Annotated in this window: 17 protein-coding genes; 4 read left to right on the top strand and 13 right to left on the bottom strand. The window is 55.7% G+C overall.

Going from position 1 to position 18,363, the window contains the following annotated elements; translation table 11 throughout:
* Positions 1-19: 19 nt before the first annotated feature.
* The 10 genes from SIK69_RS17390 to rhaB all read right to left on the bottom strand — a co-directional run bounded on the left by SIK69_RS17390 (position 20) and on the right by rhaB (position 11,429).
* The gene (locus SIK69_RS17390) at positions 20-1,330 is read right to left on the bottom strand and encodes a 6-phospho-beta-glucosidase (RefSeq protein WP_319786645.1); all 1,311 of its coding nucleotides are present in this window, start codon (positions 1,328-1,330) and stop codon (positions 20-22) included.
* Between the two features lie 239 nt (positions 1,331-1,569).
* The gene (gene rhaM, locus SIK69_RS17385; RefSeq protein ID WP_319786644.1) at positions 1,570-1,884 is read right to left on the bottom strand and encodes an L-rhamnose mutarotase; all 315 of its coding nucleotides are present in this window, start codon (positions 1,882-1,884) and stop codon (positions 1,570-1,572) included.
* Positions 1,881-3,029: a lactaldehyde reductase gene (gene fucO / locus SIK69_RS17380; protein WP_319786643.1), complete on the bottom strand. Its 1,149-nt coding sequence runs from the start codon at positions 3,027-3,029 to the stop codon at positions 1,881-1,883. Before fucO ends, rhaM begins: the two co-directional genes overlap by 4 nt.
* A gap of 56 nt (positions 3,030-3,085) precedes the next feature.
* Positions 3,086-4,090, bottom strand: a complete 1,005-nt coding sequence (locus tag SIK69_RS17375) for an ABC transporter permease (RefSeq protein ID WP_319629593.1) — start codon at positions 4,088-4,090, stop codon at positions 3,086-3,088.
* Entirely contained in the window at positions 4,087-5,094 is a 1,008-nt protein-coding gene (locus SIK69_RS17370; RefSeq protein WP_319786642.1) for an ABC transporter permease, read from the bottom strand. The genes SIK69_RS17375 and SIK69_RS17370 overlap by 4 nt, the downstream gene beginning before the upstream one ends.
* Positions 5,091-6,602 (bottom strand): sugar ABC transporter ATP-binding protein, encoded by a 1,512-nt coding sequence (locus tag SIK69_RS17365; RefSeq protein ID WP_319786641.1) that lies wholly within the window; start codon positions 6,600-6,602, stop codon positions 5,091-5,093. Before SIK69_RS17365 ends, SIK69_RS17370 begins: the two co-directional genes overlap by 4 nt.
* Before the next feature lie 100 nt (positions 6,603-6,702).
* The gene (rhaS, locus tag SIK69_RS17360; RefSeq protein WP_319786640.1) at positions 6,703-7,689 is read right to left on the bottom strand and encodes a rhamnose ABC transporter substrate-binding protein; all 987 of its coding nucleotides are present in this window, start codon (positions 7,687-7,689) and stop codon (positions 6,703-6,705) included.
* A gap of 90 nt (positions 7,690-7,779) precedes the next feature.
* Positions 7,780-8,610 (bottom strand): rhamnulose-1-phosphate aldolase, encoded by an 831-nt coding sequence (rhaD, locus tag SIK69_RS17355; RefSeq protein ID WP_319786639.1) that lies wholly within the window; start codon positions 8,608-8,610, stop codon positions 7,780-7,782.
* A gap of 96 nt (positions 8,611-8,706) precedes the next feature.
* Positions 8,707-9,966, bottom strand: a complete 1,260-nt coding sequence (rhaA, locus tag SIK69_RS17350; protein WP_319786638.1) for an L-rhamnose isomerase — start codon at positions 9,964-9,966, stop codon at positions 8,707-8,709.
* Positions 9,963-11,429: a rhamnulokinase gene (gene rhaB / locus SIK69_RS17345; RefSeq protein WP_319629587.1), complete on the bottom strand. Its 1,467-nt coding sequence runs from the start codon at positions 11,427-11,429 to the stop codon at positions 9,963-9,965. The genes rhaA and rhaB overlap by 4 nt, the downstream gene beginning before the upstream one ends.
* A 300-nt stretch (positions 11,430-11,729) precedes the next feature.
* On the opposite strand from rhaB, the gene rhaS (SIK69_RS17340) reads away from it, so the two are divergent.
* Both rhaS (SIK69_RS17340) and rhaR read left to right on the top strand, forming a co-directional pair.
* The gene (gene rhaS, locus SIK69_RS17340) at positions 11,730-12,566 is read left to right on the top strand and encodes an HTH-type transcriptional activator RhaS (RefSeq protein ID WP_319629586.1); all 837 of its coding nucleotides are present in this window, start codon (positions 11,730-11,732) and stop codon (positions 12,564-12,566) included.
* Positions 12,567-12,640: 74 nt separating this feature from the next.
* The gene (rhaR, locus tag SIK69_RS17335) at positions 12,641-13,489 is read left to right on the top strand and encodes an HTH-type transcriptional activator RhaR (protein ID WP_319786637.1); all 849 of its coding nucleotides are present in this window, start codon (positions 12,641-12,643) and stop codon (positions 13,487-13,489) included.
* On the opposite strand, the gene rhaT is transcribed toward rhaR, so the two are convergent.
* On the bottom strand, positions 13,490-14,524 hold the full coding sequence (gene rhaT, locus SIK69_RS17330) for an L-rhamnose/proton symporter RhaT (protein ID WP_319629584.1): 1,035 nt from the start codon (positions 14,522-14,524) through the stop codon (positions 13,490-13,492). It lies immediately after the preceding gene.
* Positions 14,525-14,810: 286 nt separating this feature from the next.
* Here rhaT and sodA point away from each other — a divergent pair, with 286 nt between their 5' ends.
* Complete coding sequence (gene sodA, locus SIK69_RS17325) at positions 14,811-15,431, top strand: superoxide dismutase [Mn] (protein ID WP_319786636.1); 621 nt, start codon at positions 14,811-14,813, stop codon at positions 15,429-15,431.
* A 147-nt stretch (positions 15,432-15,578) separates the two neighbouring features.
* A complete protein-coding gene (gene yiiM, locus SIK69_RS17320; RefSeq protein WP_319629582.1) occupies positions 15,579-16,253 on the top strand; it encodes a 6-hydroxyaminopurine reductase in 675 nt (224 codons plus the stop codon).
* A 15-nt stretch (positions 16,254-16,268) separates the two neighbouring features.
* Here the strand turns inward: yiiM and cpxA are convergent, their stop codons facing one another.
* On the bottom strand, positions 16,269-17,642 hold the full coding sequence (cpxA, locus tag SIK69_RS17315) for an envelope stress sensor histidine kinase CpxA (RefSeq protein ID WP_319629581.1): 1,374 nt from the start codon (positions 17,640-17,642) through the stop codon (positions 16,269-16,271).
* Complete coding sequence (gene cpxR, locus SIK69_RS17310; protein WP_319629580.1) at positions 17,639-18,337, bottom strand: envelope stress response regulator transcription factor CpxR; 699 nt, start codon at positions 18,335-18,337, stop codon at positions 17,639-17,641. Before cpxR ends, cpxA begins: the two co-directional genes overlap by 4 nt.
* Between the last annotated feature and the right edge of the window lie 26 nt (positions 18,338-18,363).

Below are 18,363 nucleotides of genomic sequence, written 5' to 3'. Positions count from 1 at the left end.
CCTGTAAATCCCGACGGCGTTACCGTGTGTATTGCGGTAAATAGTTCCAATTGGCCGCCAGATAGTCATGCAGGATCTGTTCTGCCACGGCGACGGAAGGAACCAGGGGATGTGAAGCCAGAGCCAGCAGGGCGGTCGATTTATCGCCGGTCATCGCGGCCTCTACCGTCAATTCTTCAAATGCCTTCACGCTCTGAATAAGCCCCTTGATTGACGCAGGCAGCCGCCCGTAGGCTAACGGGTGCGCGCCGCTGGCATCGATCATGGCATTTGTTTCGATAACCGCGGTATCGGAGAGGTCCGGTGTGGTTCCCTGGTTAGGTACATTCACAACGTGGATTTCGCACTTGTTGTTGTAAATCGAACTGATAATTGAGCAGGCGGTATCAGAATAGAGTGCGCCACCCCTGGCGGAAAGCGCCGCCGGTTTTTCGCACAGACCAGGGTCGCGATAGAGTTCAAACAGGGATTTTTCAATCATCAGTGACTGCTCGCCGCGCGTCATGCCTTGCGCAAGCGTCTGGCATTCGTGTTCCACCGTTTCCCGGTTGAGATAAAAATACTTCAGATAGGAGAGCGGATAGAGTTTTAACGCGCGAATAAACTCCGCGGGCAGGCCAATATCAGGAATGTTTTTGAGCTGATTACTGCCCACGCCCTGAGCCAGTTTCTCAATAAAATCATCGGTCATATCGTGACCGTTGACGGCAATGCGATCGGCGAAGATCAAGTGGTTTAACCCCATGATCCGTGCATAAACCTCATCTCTCTCAACGCCATACGCATGGGCGATATCCCGCAGCATGCTGTTTGCGCCGCTGCAAATACCGAGGGATTTGATGGGGCTGTAGCGGGAAAGCGCTTCGGTAACGATGCCTGCCGGATTGGTGAAGTTAATCAGCCACGCATCGGGGCAATGCTCTTCCATCTTGCGGCATAACGCGAGCAATACGGGAATGGTGCGCTGTGCCTTCATAAACCCGCCTGGGCCGGTGGTTTCCTGCCCCAGAACGCCATAGCGCAGAGGAATTTTTTCATCCTGAATACGCGCCGCAAGTTGTCCCACGCGTATTTGGGTGGTGACGAAATCGGCACCCGCGAGCGCTTCATCCAGATGGGTGGTGAGATGGACGGTCATCTTGATGCCCGCTTTTTTTACCATCCTCTGGGCTAACGCCCCGACTATCTCCAGCTTCTCTTTTCCGGCGTCAATATCGACCAGCCAGTACTCACTGACGGGCAGTTCCTGATGACGACGGATAAAACCGTCAATCAATTCTGGTGTATAGCTTGAGCCGCCGCCGACGGTGACCACTTTGAGTCTTTCCATTGCCTGGTTCTCCATGTGTTAACTGGCGTATGCCAGTTGAGAGGGAACATAGCACAATAGAGAAATCGCCCTGCGCGAGATTAATCACAGAATTGATTTATCAGTGGGAGAGAGTTTGAACAAAGTTCAACCTGTAAGGATGACTTACAAGCTCAAATCGAGGGTGTTTGACAGATCCAGCGCCGCCAACATCATTGTTGTTGTCCTCCCCAATCGTCGAGGAGGACAGGTAGAGAGACTTACTCCAGCCAGAACACTTCTTTTAGTTCCGCGCTCACCGGGCTGTTATCCGGATTTGAGGGCATCACTTCCCCCATGTATTTCCACCAGCGCTGGCAGACATCGGTGCTGGCGACGGCGTTCCAGCGCTCTTCCGACTCAATTTCCACCGTGGCAAATAGCAGGTTGCGGGGCTTATCGAGATAAATGGCGTAATGATGCGCGCCATGCGCTTTCAGCACCGCTTCCAGCTCGGGCCAGATAGGATTGTGGCGACGTTCATATTCCTCATGTGTGTGCGGATGCACCTGCATGACAAAAGCTTTGCGGATCATAATGCCTCCAGATAGAGCTCGCGCACCTCGTCCCGGCTGGCGGTACGCGGGTTGCACGGTGCGCACGGGTCGGCGAGGGCTTTATCCAGCCAGCCTTCGATATCGGCTTTGGTGACGCCGAGTTGACTGAAACCAGACGGAATACCAACCCGGGTGCTGAGATCGCGAATGGCCTGAATCGCCGCCATGCTCGCAGCTTCATCGCTCATGCCGCGGGTGTCGACACCCATGGCGTGCGCCATGCGGGCAAAGCGAGGGACGGCGTTCGGACGGTTAAAGTTTTCGATGACTGGCAGCAGGATGGCGTTGCACACGCCGTGCGGCAGATTGTGTGTGGCCCCCGGCTGATGTGCCAGGGCGTGAACCAGTCCGAGACCGGCGCTATTAAACGCCATTCCCGCCAGATACTGGCCGAACGCCATTTGCTCACGCGCTTCGAGGTTATGACCGTTTTGGACCGCTTCCGGCAACCAGAGCGTAATCAAACGAATCGCTTCCAGCGCATTGGCATCGGTGAGCGGGTGTGCGCCTACGGACACAAAGGCTTCGATGGCGTGCGTCAGTGCGTCCATACCGGTGGCGGCGGTTACCGAAGCCGGGATATCAAGCATCACGCTGGCATCATCCACGGCGATATCCGGGATGATGTTGGCGTCGATGATGACTTCTTTCACCTGGCGTTCGCTGTCGATGATCACCGCGTTACTGGTCATCTCTGCGGCGGTGCCGGCGGTGGTGTTAATCGCCACCAGCGGCACGCCTGGGTTTTTCACTTTGCCGACGCCGGAATAACGGGTCGACGGCCCAGGGTTGGCGGTGAGGATTTTAATGGCTTTGGCGGTGTCGATTGGGCTCCCGCCTCCAAAGGCAATCAGGTAGTCGCAATCTGCGCTTTGATACGCCTGGAAACCCTTCTGTACCAGCGCTTCCGTTGGGTTAGGAAACACTTCATCGAACAGGTGATAAGACATCTGATGGTGATCGAGCGCGGCAAACAGGGTGTCCAGCAGGCCCATTTTGACCAGATGACCGTCGGTGACAATCAGCGCTTTACCCCACTGTTTATCCGCCACCAGATTAACCATATCGCCAATAGCGCCCGCGCCATGCAGACTGATTTTCGGCAGTGCCAACATAAAACTCATGCTTATTCTCCTTAATATTGCTGATTTTACTGCCGGTTGGCATCTGCCACCCGGCGTTAATTCCTTCTTCGTGCCATCACTCTGCGGGTAATAATCGGCAGGGAAATCACGACGATCAGCATCGCGCCGATGATTATCGACATGACGATGCCCGGCACGTTGAGCAGGCTCAGACCAAATGTCACCAGTCCCATCAGGAAGGCGGCGATAATCACACCCACCATGCTGCCGGAGCCGCCAAGAATATTGACCCCGCCGAGCACCGCCATCGTCACCACCGACAGCTCCCAGCCCAGGGCAATGGTTGGTCGCGTGCTGCCCAGACGCGAAGTCAGCAGCACGGCGGCCAGGCCAGACATCAACCCTACCAGCACGAACAAAATCAAATTGTGACGCTTGACGTTAATGCCCGAATACCATGCGCCAGTGGGGTTGTTGCCGATAGCAAAGGTGCGCCGCCCGAAGTTGGTTTTGTGCAGCACGAAGGTGAATACCGCCGCCAGCACGATAAACAACGCAAACTCAAACGACAGTGCGGCCCACACGTAACCCTGGCCGAACCAGGCAAAACTGGCTGGATACTGATTCAGTGCCTGGTCGCCGAGCAGAATGTAAGAGATGCCCCGGAACAGGCTCATGGTGCCGATGGTTATCACAATCGACGACAGATTCAGCCGGGTAACCAGCAGGCCATTCACTAAACCGCACAGCAGCCCAACGGCCAGACCGACGCACACCAGCAGCGGCGTATCCATCCCCGCCGCGGCGCAAAATCCCATCGCCGTGGAGCTGAGGGCAATAATCGCCGCCACCGACAAATCAATCTCACGGGCGATAATCAGCATCGCCATCGGTAGCACGATGATCGCCTTTTCGGTGAAGTTGAAGGTGGCATCCGACAGGTTCCAGATATTGAGAAAATAGGGTGAGGAGAAGGCATTCACCACAAACACCGCCAGCGTGACCGCCAGTAGGAAACCTTCCCAACACGCCAGACGCTGGAAAAGTGACGTCTTCGGGGACATATTTTGTACGGCGTCAGAGGTCAGAATTTTACTCATGATTTCACCGCCTGTTTTTGCCGGGCCAGCGCCGCATCCCGCAGGATCAGACGCCCTTTGCGCTTGTTGCCGCGCTCGTTAAGCACCACTGCAATCACAATCACCGCCCCGGAAATCGCCATTTGCCAGAACGGCGACACGCCGATGACCGGCAGAGCGTTGTTAATCACCCCAAGGAACAGCGCGCCACACAGGCAACCGAGCACCCGTCCGCTGCCACCCATGGTGCTAATCCCACCGATGACGCAGGCGGCGACGACCTGTAATTCGAAGCCGTTTGCCACATCGACATACGCCACCGCAAAGCGGGAAATCCACAGGTAGCCACAGAACCCGGCCAGTGCGCCGGACAGGCAGAAACTGACGAACTGCATTTTTCCGGCGTTGATCCCGGTGTAATACGCCGCCGTGGCGTTACCGCCTGCGGTGTATAACGCCCGCCCGGTGCGGCTGTAGCGCAGGAAATATCCGACGATCAACAGCGCGGCGATGGCGCACCAGCTCAGTACCGGCAGCCCCAATATCGCTGCGCGCGGCAGGCCCAGAAAATCGGCGCTCATCTGGTTGGCATTCACCCAGCCGCCGTTGGAGAGCAGGAAAATAATCCCGCGATAAATGCTCATGGTGCCAAGCGTCACCACAATCGCTGGAATACCGAGTTTCCACACCAACAGTCCATTGATGACGCCCATCAGCAGGCCGAGCAGCGTCGCCAGCGCCAGCAGCGCAAGCACTGGAATATCCGGGTGATGGAAATTAACCAGCGCCACGATCATCCCGCTGAGCGCCAAATTGGCGGCCATCGACAGGTCGATGCCTTTGGTCAGCAACACCATCATCTGGCCGAGGGCGAGAATGATCAGAATGGCCGTATCGTTGAACATCTCGACCAGGTTGCCCGGGGCGATGAACGATGGCGCACGGCTACCAATGGCGGCCACTAACAGCACGATAACCGCCGCCAGCAGCGCTTCGCGGTGTTTGAGCAGAGAGCGCAACATCATGCGGCCTCCTTGCCAGCACCGCTGGCGGCGCTGACGATGACTTCTGCCGTCGCCTCGCCCGCGGGGTATTCCGCCACGATAAGCCCTTCATGCATCACGATAATGCGGTCGGCCATGCCCATCACTTCCGGCAGTTCCGACGACACCATGATCACCGCCAGGCCAAGGTTCACCAGCTCGGACATAAACTGATGCACGGCGGCTTTCGAGCCGATATCAATGCCTTTGGTCGGCTCGTCGAGGATCACCACGTCGGGATGCGTGGCGAGCCATTTGGCGATCACCACTTTTTGCTGATTGCCGCCGGACAGCGTTTCCACTGGCTGTCGCCAACTGGACGCTTTGACCTGCAGCCGCCGGGCGTAGTCATCTGCCAGCCGCCATTCGCGGTCATCGTGCAGAATGCCGTTTGGGTTAAGTGTGCGCAGCTGCGGCAGGCTGATGTTCTGGGCAATGGGTAATTCAATAATCGCCCCCTGCTTTTGCCGCTCTTCCGGTACGCAGACAATCCCGGCGTTAATCGCGTCGGCGGGTTGGTGGAAATGGACGTGGCGGCCGTTGAGGAGGATGTCGCCCGATGACGGTTTCGTGACCCCTGACAGCGCTTGCATCAGCTCGGTACGTCCGGCACCGACCAGACCATAAAAGCCGAGGATTTCGCCTTTGCGCAGGCTGAAATTGATATGCGCAAACTCGGTCGGATGGCACAGGTCTTTTACTTCCAGCACTGTGTCGCCGGGTTCACAGGCCACTTTCGGGAAGGTCTGGGTGATGGCACGCCCGACCATCATCGACACCATTCTTTCTTCGGTTATGTCGTGGATATTGCCCGCGCCAACAAACACGCCGTCGCGCAGAATGGTGTAGTGATCGGCCAGTTCGAAGATTTCATCAAACTTATGCGAGATAAACAGAATGGCTTTCCCATCCTGCTTCAGGCGCTCAACTATCTGATAAAATTCGAGGATTTCGTGCTGGGACAGCGCGGCGGTGGGTTCATCGAGGATAACCACCTGGGCGTCAAACGACAGTGCCCGGGCGATGGCGACCATGTGCCGCTGGGCGATGCTCAGGGTTTTTAGCGTCGCGCGTGGATCAATCTGCACTTCAAGCCGCGAGAGCAGCGCCTGGGCACGACGATGCATTTCCGGCCAGTCGAGTTTCTTCAGGAAGCCCTTACAGACGTACTGCCCGGCGAAAATGTTTTCGGTGACCGACAGCTCATCGAACAGTACGGTCTCCTGATGAATCGCAGTGATACCCACTTTGTGGGCTGAGTCCGGCGTGGGAAGCTGAATGGGGATCGCTTTATAGAGAATGTCGCCCTCGTCGGGCTGATAAATGCCGGTCATCACTTTAACCAGCGTGGATTTTCCGGCACCGTTTTCGCCAATCAGCGCGGTGACTTTTCCGGGCCACAGGCTAAGCTGCACGTTTTCCAGCGCGCGCACGCCAGGAAAGAACTTGCTGATGCCCGTGAGCTGGAGCAATGGGGTAGTTTCGGTCATGTGCGTTCTCCATCAAAAGGGGTCTTGTAGGACGGGTAAGCGGCAGCGCCACCCGCCGTATTACCGGATGGCGCTACGCTTCTCCGGCCTACAAAACGCATCAGAAAATTTTGGAGAACTTATCAATGTTGCTGGCATCGTAAACGAACGGCTTCGCCATCGCGCCGTTACCGTCTGCATCCAGCGTGACTTTGCCGAGTTTGCCCATGCTGGCTTCGGTTTTGGTGGCGGTTCCTTTCACCAGATCGTCCGCTAAATAGGTGGCCGCATAGCCGAGATCGATAGGGTTCCAGATAGCGAAGCTTTTGCTGGCCCCGGATTTAATCGCTCCCGCCATTTCAGATGGCAGCCCCAGGCCGGTCACGTACACTTTGCCGATTTTGCCCTGATCCTTCACCGCCTGCGCCGCCGCCACGATGCCGACCGACGACGGTGAAACGATCACTTTCAAATCCGGGTAGGTTTTCAACAGACCGACCGCTTCGCGGTAGCTTTTATCGGACAGGTCATCGCCATAGGCGACGGTGACCAGATTAATTGATGGGTACTGCGGCAGCACCTTTTTCATCTCCGCAATCCAGATATTCTGGTTGGTGGAGGTGGGCGTGGCGCTCAAAATCGCCACATCGCCTTTGTCGACATTCAACGCTTTCAGCGCATCGGCCGCCAGCTTGACGTTGGTTTCGCCGATCAGTGCGTTATTAGAAGGATTAAGGTGGATCTGACGGCCAGCCTGCGCCACACCAGAATCCCATGACACCACCTTGATCCCACGCTGCATCGCCTTTTTCAGCACCGGCACCAGTGCATCCGGATCGTTGGCCGAAATGGCGATCGCATCTACCCCCTGGGCGATCAGGCCATTCAGCACTTCGATCTGTGCCTCAGCCGTGGTGGTAGTGGGACCGGTATAAATGACTTTAACGTCACCTAACTCTTTTGCCGCTTCCTGCGCGCCAACGTTGGCTGCCTCAAAAAATCCATTTCCCAGCGATTTTGCCACCAGGGCGATTTTGACTTCAGCTAAAGCAGAACCGGACAACGCCAGTGCGGCAACGGTGAGGATCAAGCTTAGTTTTATTTTCATTGCTTTTACTCCACTGAATTGAGTTAGTTGTAGGGATTGCAGGTGTTTTTTCGCCCCGTCTCAGTGAGCGGGGCGCGATGTTGTTATCTGTTATGCGTAAAGCGCTAATGCTGATGCCATCGGGGTCACGTCAAAGCGTTTGCCAAGGGCAATCAGTTCTTCGCGGGTGATGGTCTGTTTCATGCCGCCCATCGAGTAGACCTTCACCAACACTTCAGCCGATTTCTCGGCGGTATCAATTAAGCCAAAGGCTTCATCAAGCGTTGGACCGCTGCCGAACACGCCGTGGAATGGCCACAGCACCAGTGAGTGCTGCTGCATTTCCGTGGCGGTGGCCTGACCGATTTCATCAGTACCCGGCACCATCCACGGCAGAATGCCGACGCCGTCCGGGAACACCACCAGACACTCGGTGCTGCCTTCCCACAGTTTGCGAGTGATGAGCTCAGATTTATTTTCCAGCACGTAGGTCAGGGCGATCAGGTTGGTGGCGTGGCAGTGCATGATCACCCGGTCTTTTCCGTTGGTCGCTTTGATACGTTCGCAGTGGGAAAGGAAGTGTGCTGGCAGCTCAGAGGTTGGCACCGCTTCGTGCGTCAGCCCCCAAAGAATGTGGTAGCCCGCGCCGTCGCTGTCCACTTTCACCACGCCTAAATTCGCGGACGGATCGAGCTGTACGTTGCGGAAAAATTTGCCGGAACCGGTAACGATAAACGGCGTGTTAGCCAGCGCTGGCATCGGCTGGCTGAGCGGAATGTAACGCGGATTCGGGTGGAAATCGGCTTCGAATGGCGCGATATCTGCGGCATCCAGACGCAGGGTCAGGTTACCGCCGTTGCGTTCGTCCCAGCCTTTGAGCCAGGCATCGGTGGTGGCTTTGATCATGCCCTGAACGAACCAGGCGTTGGTGATGGTCTGCATAGTCTTTCTTTCCTTCAAATTGTCGGGTGGCGCTGCGCTTACCCGACCTATCTGTAATGCATAGGCCCGGCAAGCAACGCGCCGCCGGACAGGTTTTTATTTACGCTTTGCTAAAACGCCTTTCTCATAGGCGCGTACGCTGTCGAGCCACTGGCTGCCCGCTGGCGTATCGTTCCGCTGGCAGTACATTTCCCACACTGCCTGCCACGGCAGGCATTTTTGCTCTTCGAGCAGGGCTAAACGTGCGGTGTAATCGCCGTCCAGTTCCAGTTGACGCAGCTCAGCCGTCGGTTCCAGCAGTGCGCGCAGCAGGGCTTTCTTCATGTTGCGAGTGCCAATCACCCATGCCGCGATGCGGTTGATGGAGGCGTCGAAGAAATCGAGGCCGATGTGTACGCGATCAAACAGGTCGTGACGGATGATTTCGCTGGCAATGGCCTGGGTTTCGTCGTCCAGCAGCACCACGTGATCGCTGTCCCAACGTACCGGGCGGCTCACGTGCAGCAGCAGGCGTGGCACAAACAGCATCGCCGCAGAAATTTTGTCGGAGATAACTTCGGTCGGGTGGAAGTGTCCCGCATCCAGACATAGTGCGGTCTGGCGGCTGGTGGCATAACCCATATAGAATTCGTTCGAACCGACGGTGTAGCTCTCAGCACCAATGCCGAACAGCTTGCTTTCCACGGCATCAATGTGGTGCGCCGGGCTCAGTTTTTCGCTGATGATTTCATCCAGCGCGTTCATCAGGCGCTGACGTGGGCCGAAACGGTCGACGGTCAGGTCTTTCATGCCGTCCGGGATCCAGATGTTCATCACCGATGGCGTACCCAACTGTTCGCCGAAATAAGCCGATACGCGGCGGCTGGCCTTACAGTGATCAATCCAGAACTGGCGGATTTCATCGTTGGCGTGGGCCAGGGTGAAGCCGTCGGCGCTCATGGGGTGTGAGAAGCAGGACGGGTTGAAATCCAGCCCCAGCTTGTTAGTTTTGGCCCACTGTACCCAGTTCTTGAAATGTTCCGGTTTGATTTCGTTCCGGCCAACCGGAGTTTCTGATTCCAGGTAAATAGCGTGCAGATTCAGGCGTTTCGGACCAGGGATCAGGCTCAGGGCCTGTTCCAGATCGGCCCGCAGTTCGGTGGCATTACGCGCTTTGCCCGGATAGTTGCCGGTTGCCTGAATACCACCCGTTAATGCGCCGCCTGGGTTTTCAAACCCGCCAACGTCATCGCCCTGCCAGCAGTGCATCGAGACGGGCAGACGGTCGAGTTGACGCAGGGCCTCCTCGACGTCGACACCCACGGTGGCATAACGTTGTTTAGCCAGTTCCCAGGCTTGTTCAAGTTGAGTGGTCATGCGCAAAGCTCCTTGGTCTGTTGTGGCTGAAACTGCGCGACATAGCGGGCAATTTCACTGTTCGGATCCGGGTTAAAGGTGGTCAGTGCGTAGTTGCTGCGCACCACCTTGCGAAATTCGTCAACGTTGCTGAGTTCATCGAGGGTCATCAACTGCACGCCAATATTGCCAAGCGTAGAGGCCTCAATTGGCCCGGCGGTGACGGTGATCCCGCAGGCATCAGCGCAAAGCTGGTTCAACAGTGCGTTCTGGCAACCGCCGCCGACGATGTGTAGCTGTGAAAAAGCGTGGCCGTGCAGGTCTGCAAGCTGGTGCAGCACGCGGGCGTAAAGCAATGCCAGACTGTCGAAAATGCAGCGTGCCAGTTCGGCGGCACTTTGCGGCTCCGGCTGGTGGCTTTCGCGACAGGCAGCCTGAATTTCGAGGCTCATGTTGTCCGGGTTGATAAAACGGTCATCGTTCGGGTTAATCACGAACTGACAGGCAGGCAGTTTCTGCGTCTGGGCGACTAACGCCGCAATATCACTGATGTTTTGCTCTTTCAGCACCCGTTGCAGCAGCCACAGGCCCATGATGTTTTTCAGCACCCGGTAGCGGCCTTCTGCGCCGCCTTCGTTAGTGATGTTGTTTACCAACGCGATGTCGCTGGTACACGGCGTTTTGCTTTCATAGCCCATCAATGACCAGGTCCCGGAAGAGAGGTAGGCCGCGTGCTTGCCCTCCAGCGGGGAGGCGATCACCGCACTGGCGGTATCGTGGCTGGCGACGGCGACCACCGGAATTTGGTTCCCCAGCGGGCAAATCCAGTGCCCGATAACGTTGCCGGGATGCGTCGGCGTACCAAACCAGTCGCGCGGTGCGCCCGCCCAGTTGAGCAGGTCTTCATCCCAGTTGTCGGTGTTGATGTTCACCATTTGGGTGGTGGTCGCGTTGGTGTATTCCCAGTTCATTTTGCCGGTCAGGCGATAGCTGAAATAGTCAGGGATGAGCAGCGCATGGGCGATATTCGCCAGCACGTCTGGCTGTTGTTCGGATAGCGCGCGGAACTGGTAAAGGGTGTTAAACGGCAGGAACTGAATGCCGCTGCGGCGATAGATGTCGGCGCGGCCGAGCTGCGTTTCCGCACGCTGCATTACGCCCTGGGTGCGGCTGTCGCGGTAGGACACCGGCAGGCCAACGCGCTGGCCGTCTTTGTCCAGCAGCACAAAATCCACGCCCCAGGTGTCGATCCCGATGCTGTCGATAAGAATGCCGTCATCGCATACTTTCTGTAGTCCGCAGCGGATCTCAGCTTCAAGACTGTCGATATCCCAGCAGTCTGTGCCGTCCACTTTCTGTAGCGTATTCATAAAACGGTGGATCTCACGCAGTGCCAGGGTCCGTTTTTTGCGGTCGTAACTGGCCAGCATGACGCGCCCGCTGGAGGCACCTAAATCAACCGCCACACAATGGCGAAAACTCATGGCAGGGTCCTTCTGATAGTCATTGCAGACAGTCTGAAGGAGCGCCAGCCTGTCGACCTTCTCACCACTGACAGGGGAAAATGGCGGCTGGCAAGAAAGCAAAGATGAACGTGAGAGGCGTCACACTTTCCAGTAATGAGCCCGCTTCATGCGGATGTGACGCTGAACCCATTTCCTGATTTTTCCTGTCGTTTCTTGAAAAACAGACAGGGTTTGCGTGCTTTGCTGTCAAAAATTCAAGGTGAGAATGGCGGGGGCTGCTTATTATCCTGATAACTTTTCTCATTTCGTGGGGCCATTATGACCGTACTGCACAGCGTGGATTTTTTTCCGTCAGGACATGCACCTGTTGCCATTGAGCCACGGCTGCCACAAGCGGAGTTCCCTGAGCATCACCACGATTTTCATGAGATTGTGATCGTCGAACATGGGACGGGTATTCATGTGTTCAACGGCCAGCCCTATACCATCACTGGCGGGACGGTGTGTTTCGTACGCGATCACGACCGCCATCTGTACGAGCACACCGATAACCTGTGCCTGACCAACGTGTTGTACCGTTCCCCTGACGCGTTCCGCTTTCTGTCTGGTCTGGAACAGCTGTTGCCGCAGGAGCAGGACGGTGTGTATCCGTCGCACTGGCGGGTAAATCAGGCGGTGTTGCAGCAGGTGAGGCAGGTGGTGCAGCAGATGGAAACGCTCGATAGCGGGGACGACATGCATACCATCGCCAACCGAGAAATTCTGTTTATGCAGCTGCTGGTGCATTTGCGGCAGGGCAGTCTGGCGGCGGAGGCGACCAATAACGATGCGCGTCTGAATTTGCTGATGGCGTGGCTGGAAGATAATTTTGCCGATGAAGTGTGCTGGGAAACGCTGGCGGACCGCTTTTCACTGTCGCTGCGTACGCTGCACCGCCAGCTTAAACAGCACACCGGCATGACGCCGCAGCGTTATCTCAATCGTATTCGTCTGACCAAAGCGCGGCATCTGTTACGCCACAGTGACGAAAGCGTCACTGATATCGCATTTCGCTGTGGTTTTGGCGACAGTAATCACTTTTCAACGCTTTTTCGCCGCGAGTTTAACTGGTCGCCGCGCGATATTCGCCAGGGACGCGATACCCTGCTTCAGTAACGCGAGAGCAGTCACCGTTTTATGCTGTAAAAACAGTTAATAATATTCGGTTATTTGCTGTTTGAGGTCTCGCTGTGGTCGCTCCACTTATTCTTCGTAAAGCCGAATTCTTTACGTCACTGCAGCAGGCGGTGGCGGTGGCCGATCGCTATCCGCAAAATGTGTTTGCGGAGCATACCCATGAGTTTTGCGAGCTGGTACTGGTGTGGCGTGGCAACGGGCTGCACATCCTCAACGATCGTCCGTACCGCATCACCCGCGGCGATTTGTTCTACATTCGCGCCGAAGACAAACACTCCTATGCCTCGGTGAACGACCTGGTATTGCAGAACATTATTTATTGTCCGGAGCGATTGAAACTCAACGTCGATTGGGCGGCGCATATTCCTGGTCTGAACGGGATGAACTGGACGCCGCACTGGCGAATTGGCAGCAGCGGCATGACTCTGGCGCGACAGGTCATTACCGCGCTTGAGCAGGAGAGCCATAAAGCCTGTAGTGACGCGAACGAGATGGCTGAGTTGTTATTTGCCCAACTGGTAATGACCTTACACCGGCATCGTTACGCCACCGATAACCTGGCGGCGACCGAAAGCGAGGCGCTGCTCGATAAACTGCTCACCGCGCTGGCGGGTAGTCTGAACCGACCTTTTGCTCTGGACAATTTCTGCGAACAGCAGGCCTGTAGCGAACGGGCGCTGCGTCAGCAGTTTCGTAGTCAGACGGGGATGACCATCAACCATTATTTGCGCCAGCTGCGCATCTGCCATGCGCAGTATCTGCTGGGGCATTCTGAATTGATGATCGGAGAAATCGCGATGCACTGCGGCTTTGAGGACAGTAACTATTTTTCGGTGGTCTTTAACCGGGAGGTGGGGATGACGCCAGGGCAGTGGCGTCATCGGCATAAAAGGGTAGCGTAATCAGTTGGCCATGCCTAAGCCCACGATATTGGCCGCGATAATAATCACCACGCAACCCAGGCTCAGTACGCCCACCGGGCGGCGTCCGGCATTGTTCCACTCTTTCAGGATCAGACCCACCACACCACCGCACAGCACGTAGAAGCTCATGTGCAGCATCCAGCTCATGTAGTCATACTGTGCCGGGATGCGCGCGTGACCCCAGGCGTAGAAGAAGAACTGCAAATACCACATCAGACCGGCAAGCGCGGAAAACAGGATATTGCCGATGATCATCGGTTTTGCCAGCGAGAAGTCCGCTTTTATCGACAGATTTGATTTGGTCGCAAGGCGGATGAAACAGAAACCGAGGTTAATCACCGCGCCGCCGCCCATAATAACGACATAGCTTGGCAAGGCAACGTACAGCGGATCGACGCCGAGAGCGGCGGCGGCTTCATGCATCGGTTTGGCGGCATTCATCGCAAATGACATGCCTGCGGAGAAAATCCCGCACATGACCGCCAGGATCAGACCTTTCTTGAGATTGAACTCTTCAGCCTTGATGCCCATCTTGCGTTCTTTTAGCTGCCCGGCACGGGTAACAATGCCCACGCCGATAACCGCAACCAGCACGCCCAACAGCGTCATCTGCCCACCCTGGGTGCCAATCAACACATCAAACTGACCATTGATGATAGGCGTCATTAGGGTGCCGACAATCAGCGTGATGCCGATAGCGATCCCGATACCCATCGACATGCCGAGGTAGCGCATGGTCAGGCCGTAGTTGATGTTACCGATCCCCCACATAGCGCCAAACAGGAACACTGGCAGCAGCGTAGAGGCATTAAAAGAACCGAAGTATGCCCAGAAATCTGGCAACAGCATGGCGCTGATTGACCAGGGCAGAATCAGCCATGAAACAAAACCACCAATGGCCCACATCGTTTCCCAGGACCAATTTTTAACTTTCTTGAAGGGGGCATAGAAACAGGCTGCACTGGCCGCACCTATCAAATGCCAAAGAATACCCATCGTAATCGCGTGACTCATTTTTTACCCTCATGTTTTACATCGATGATTCTTTCATCTGAAGCATGGAGTATAAAAATCAGCCAGTTGATTAACCTTCGGGCCGCTGCCGTAGAACCCGCAGACCTGGCAAAAAGCGCGTGTTCCCCTTGAGCGGGCTCACAAATTCAGCCACATCACCAAAAGTTATAACCTTATTAAAATTACGGCATTGATAAGCATTTTCAATATCATTTAATTAACTATAATGGACCAACTGCTTACGCGGCGTAACACCTCTGCCGCCCGATGATAATTGGAGATGAATATGAGTTATACACTGCCATCCCTTCCGTACGCGTACGATGCCCTTGAGCCGCACTTTGACAAGCAGACGATGGAAATCCATCACTCTAAACACCACCAGGCCTACGTGAACAACGCCAATGCGGCGCTGGAAAGCCTGCCAGAATTCGCTAATCTGCCGGTTGAAGAACTGATCGCTAAACTGGATCAGCTGCCAGCAGACAAGAAAACCGTTCTGCGTAACAACGCCGGCGGCCACGCTAACCACAGCCTGTTCTGGAAAGGCCTGAAAAACGGTACCACTCTGCAGGGCGACCTGAAAGCGGCTATCGAAAGCACCTTCGGCTCCGTTGAGAAATTCAAAGAAGAGTTCGAGAAAGCAGCCGCCACCCGTTTCGGTTCTGGCTGGGCGTGGCTGGTACTGAAAGACGGCAAACTGGCTGTCGTGTCTACCGCTAACCAGGATTCCCCGCTGATGGGTGAAGCAATTTCTGGCACTTCCGGTTTCCCAATCCTGGGCCTGGACGTGTGGGAACACGCTTACTACCTGAAATTCCAGAACCGTCGCCCGGACTACATCAAAGCCTTCTGGGACGTGGTGAACTGGGACGAAGCAGCGGCACGTTTTGCAGCTAAGAAATAAGACGGCAAAGATAACGCCTGTCTCGCGGCTTTCGGGCTGCTGAAAATAAACCCTGCTGATTCAGCAGGGTTTTTTTATGCCTGTCGCATTTTGCGCAGAATACGTGCAAAAATAGCGAAGATGAGTCTTGAGAGCAGGAGAGGGAAGATGCGATATCCGATGGACGTGTTTACGGGCAGCGTGCAGCAGTATGACGGTAGCCGTCCCAGCGCGATTGCAAAACGGCAGGTCGATGGCGAGCTTGAACTCACAGACCGGGGTCTGGTGGGCGATGAGCAGGCGGAAAAGAAAATTCACGGCGGCCCTGACCGCGCGCTGTGCCACTATCCCCGTGAGCATTATGCCGAGTGGGCGCGGGAGTTTCCCGAACAGGCAGACCTGTTCTGCGCCCCGGCATTTGGCGAGAATCTCTCCACGATCGGGATGACGGAAAAGACCGTATTTATCGGGGATATCTACCGCTGGGGTGAGGCGCTGATTCAGGTCACGCAGCCACGCTCACCGTGCTTCAAGCTCAATTATCACTTCGGTATTAGCGACTTGTCTTCGCTGATGCAGAGCAGCGGCAAAATGGGCTGGCTGTATCGGGTAATTGTGGCGGGAAAGGTCTCGACGGAACAGCCGCTGGAACAGGTGTCGCGCCTAAGTGATGTGTCAGTGTATGACGCGGCGGCGATTGCGTGGTACACGCCGTATGACGATGAACAGTACCGTCGGTTGCTGTCTGCGGCAGGATTGTCGGTGAGCTGGACGCGAACCATGCAGAAGCGGCGTCTGAATGGGCAGATTGAAGATAATTCGCGGCGGCTGTGGGGGAAATAATTTCCCCCACACCCCTTAACCTCGTTTGTACAATGGCAGCCACAGGGTCAGACGTAAGCCGCCCAGCGGGCTGTCATCTGCCTTCACCCAGCCGCGATGCTGCTGGATAGCGGTTTCAACGATCGCCAGACCCAGACCGGTGCCGCCGGATTCGCGATCGCGGGCTTCATCGGTGCGGTAGAATGGACGGAAAATCTGTTCTCTGTCTTCAGGGCTTACGCCCGGCCCGTCATCATCCACGTTAATGGTGATGCCGTCTTTATCCACCGAGAAGCTGACTGAAATTTTGGTGTGCGAATAGCGCAGGGCGTTACGCACGATATTTTCAAAGGCACTTTCCAGCGCATTCGGATTACCGTACAGCGGCCACGGGCCTGGTGGATACTCGACGGTGAAAGATTTACCGACCTGTTCGGCCTCAAACGCAGCGTTATCCAGCACTTCACCCCACAGCTGATTGGCCTTCAGATTTTCGCTTACCAACGCGTTTTTCGACTGATTGCGCGACATCACCAACAGGTCGTTGATCATACTATCCAGACGATGCGCTTCCATTTCGATACGCTCCAGCTCTTTGCTCTCGCCGGTACGACGGCGCAGCAGAGCAGTCCCCAATTGCAGACGCGTTAACGGCGTGCGAAGTTCGTGGGAGATATCAGAAAGCAGACGCTGGTTGGCGGTCATCATTCTTTCCAGCGCGGTCACCATCTGGTTAAAGCTCGAACCCGCAGCCAAAAATTCCTGCGGCCCAGACTCCAGTTCCGGATGCTGTCTCAGGTTGCCCTGGGCGACCTCATCGGCGGCATTTTTCAACTTACGGGCAGGTTTGGCGAGGCTCCACGCCAACCATAACAGCAGCGGTGAACTCACCAGCATGGTGACTATCAGCAGCAACAGCGGACGGTCAAACAGCAGGTTAATGAAATCGGATTGCGAGGTGCTTGCCGGGCGAATCAGGTACAGCTGGTAGTTGTCCTCCCCGTCTCTGACGGAGAAGGGACCAACCATTTCGAGGCGTCCATAGCGTTTTTTCTGCGGATGGTCGGCATTATCAGACTGGCCGATAAAGTTACGAATGATCTGCATTTCATTGCGATCAGCGCCGATCACGCGGCCTTCGCTGGTTACCAGCAGCAGGCGTTGTCCCGGAGGAGCCCATTTGTCGATAGCGCGAAACAGGCGTCGCCACCACATCAAATCGTTGGGCGGATCGTTCGCCAGTTCGGCTTCAACATGTTGCTCAATCATCAAGCCCTGGCGCTGCTCGCTATCGAGCAGTTCCGTCATCTGGCGTGAATCGAGTTTGGGCAACATCAATACCAGCATCAGCACCAGTGCCAGGGTTAACCAGAAAATGGCAAAGATGCGAGCAGTCAAACTTCCTATCATGAAGCGGACACCATCAGATAGCCGCGGCCACGCAAGGTTTTAAACCACGGATGACCGTCTTTCCGTTCCGGCAGCTTACGGCGCAGGTTGGAAATATGCATGTCGATAGCACGGTCAAACGGGGTTAAGCGTTTACCCAGCACTTCCTGGCTCAAATGTTCACGAGAAACCACCTGGCCGAGATGTTGCGCCAGCAGGTACAGCAGCGTGAACTCGGTGCCGGTCAGTTCCAGGGTGGTGCCATCGAAGCTGGCTTCCTGACGGCCAGGATTGAGGCTCAGAGAATCGACTTCGAGGTTTGGTGAACTGTTTTCGCTGGATTGCTGCTGCTCGCTCCAATGGGAACGGCGCAGAATCGCGCGAATTCGGGCGACCAGTTCACGGTCGTTAAACGGTTTAGGCAGATAGTCGTCTGCGCCCAGCTCAAGGCCGAGGACGCGATCTAATTCGCTGCCGCGCGCGGTCAGCATAATGACCGGTGTCTGGTGTGTCTGGCGAAGCTCTTTAAGGGTATCAATGCCGTTTTTCTTTGGCATCATTACGTCGAGCAAAAGCAGGTCGATGCTGTCATCCAAAAGCGCCAATGCCTGTTCCCCATCATGAGCAACCAGAACATTGAAGCCTTCCATGTCGAGCAGCTCCTTTAACAGGGAGGTGAGCTCCCGGTCATCATCAACTAACAGGATTTTATTCATTGATTAAATACCTCCGAGGCAGAAAT

The sequence above is a fragment of the Scandinavium lactucae genome, from assembly GCF_033843265.1.
Classification (GTDB): Bacteria; Pseudomonadota; Gammaproteobacteria; order Enterobacterales; family Enterobacteriaceae; genus Scandinavium; species Scandinavium lactucae.
Note: the sequence above shows the minus strand (reverse complement) of the source record. Positions and strands in the feature narration are given on the sequence as shown.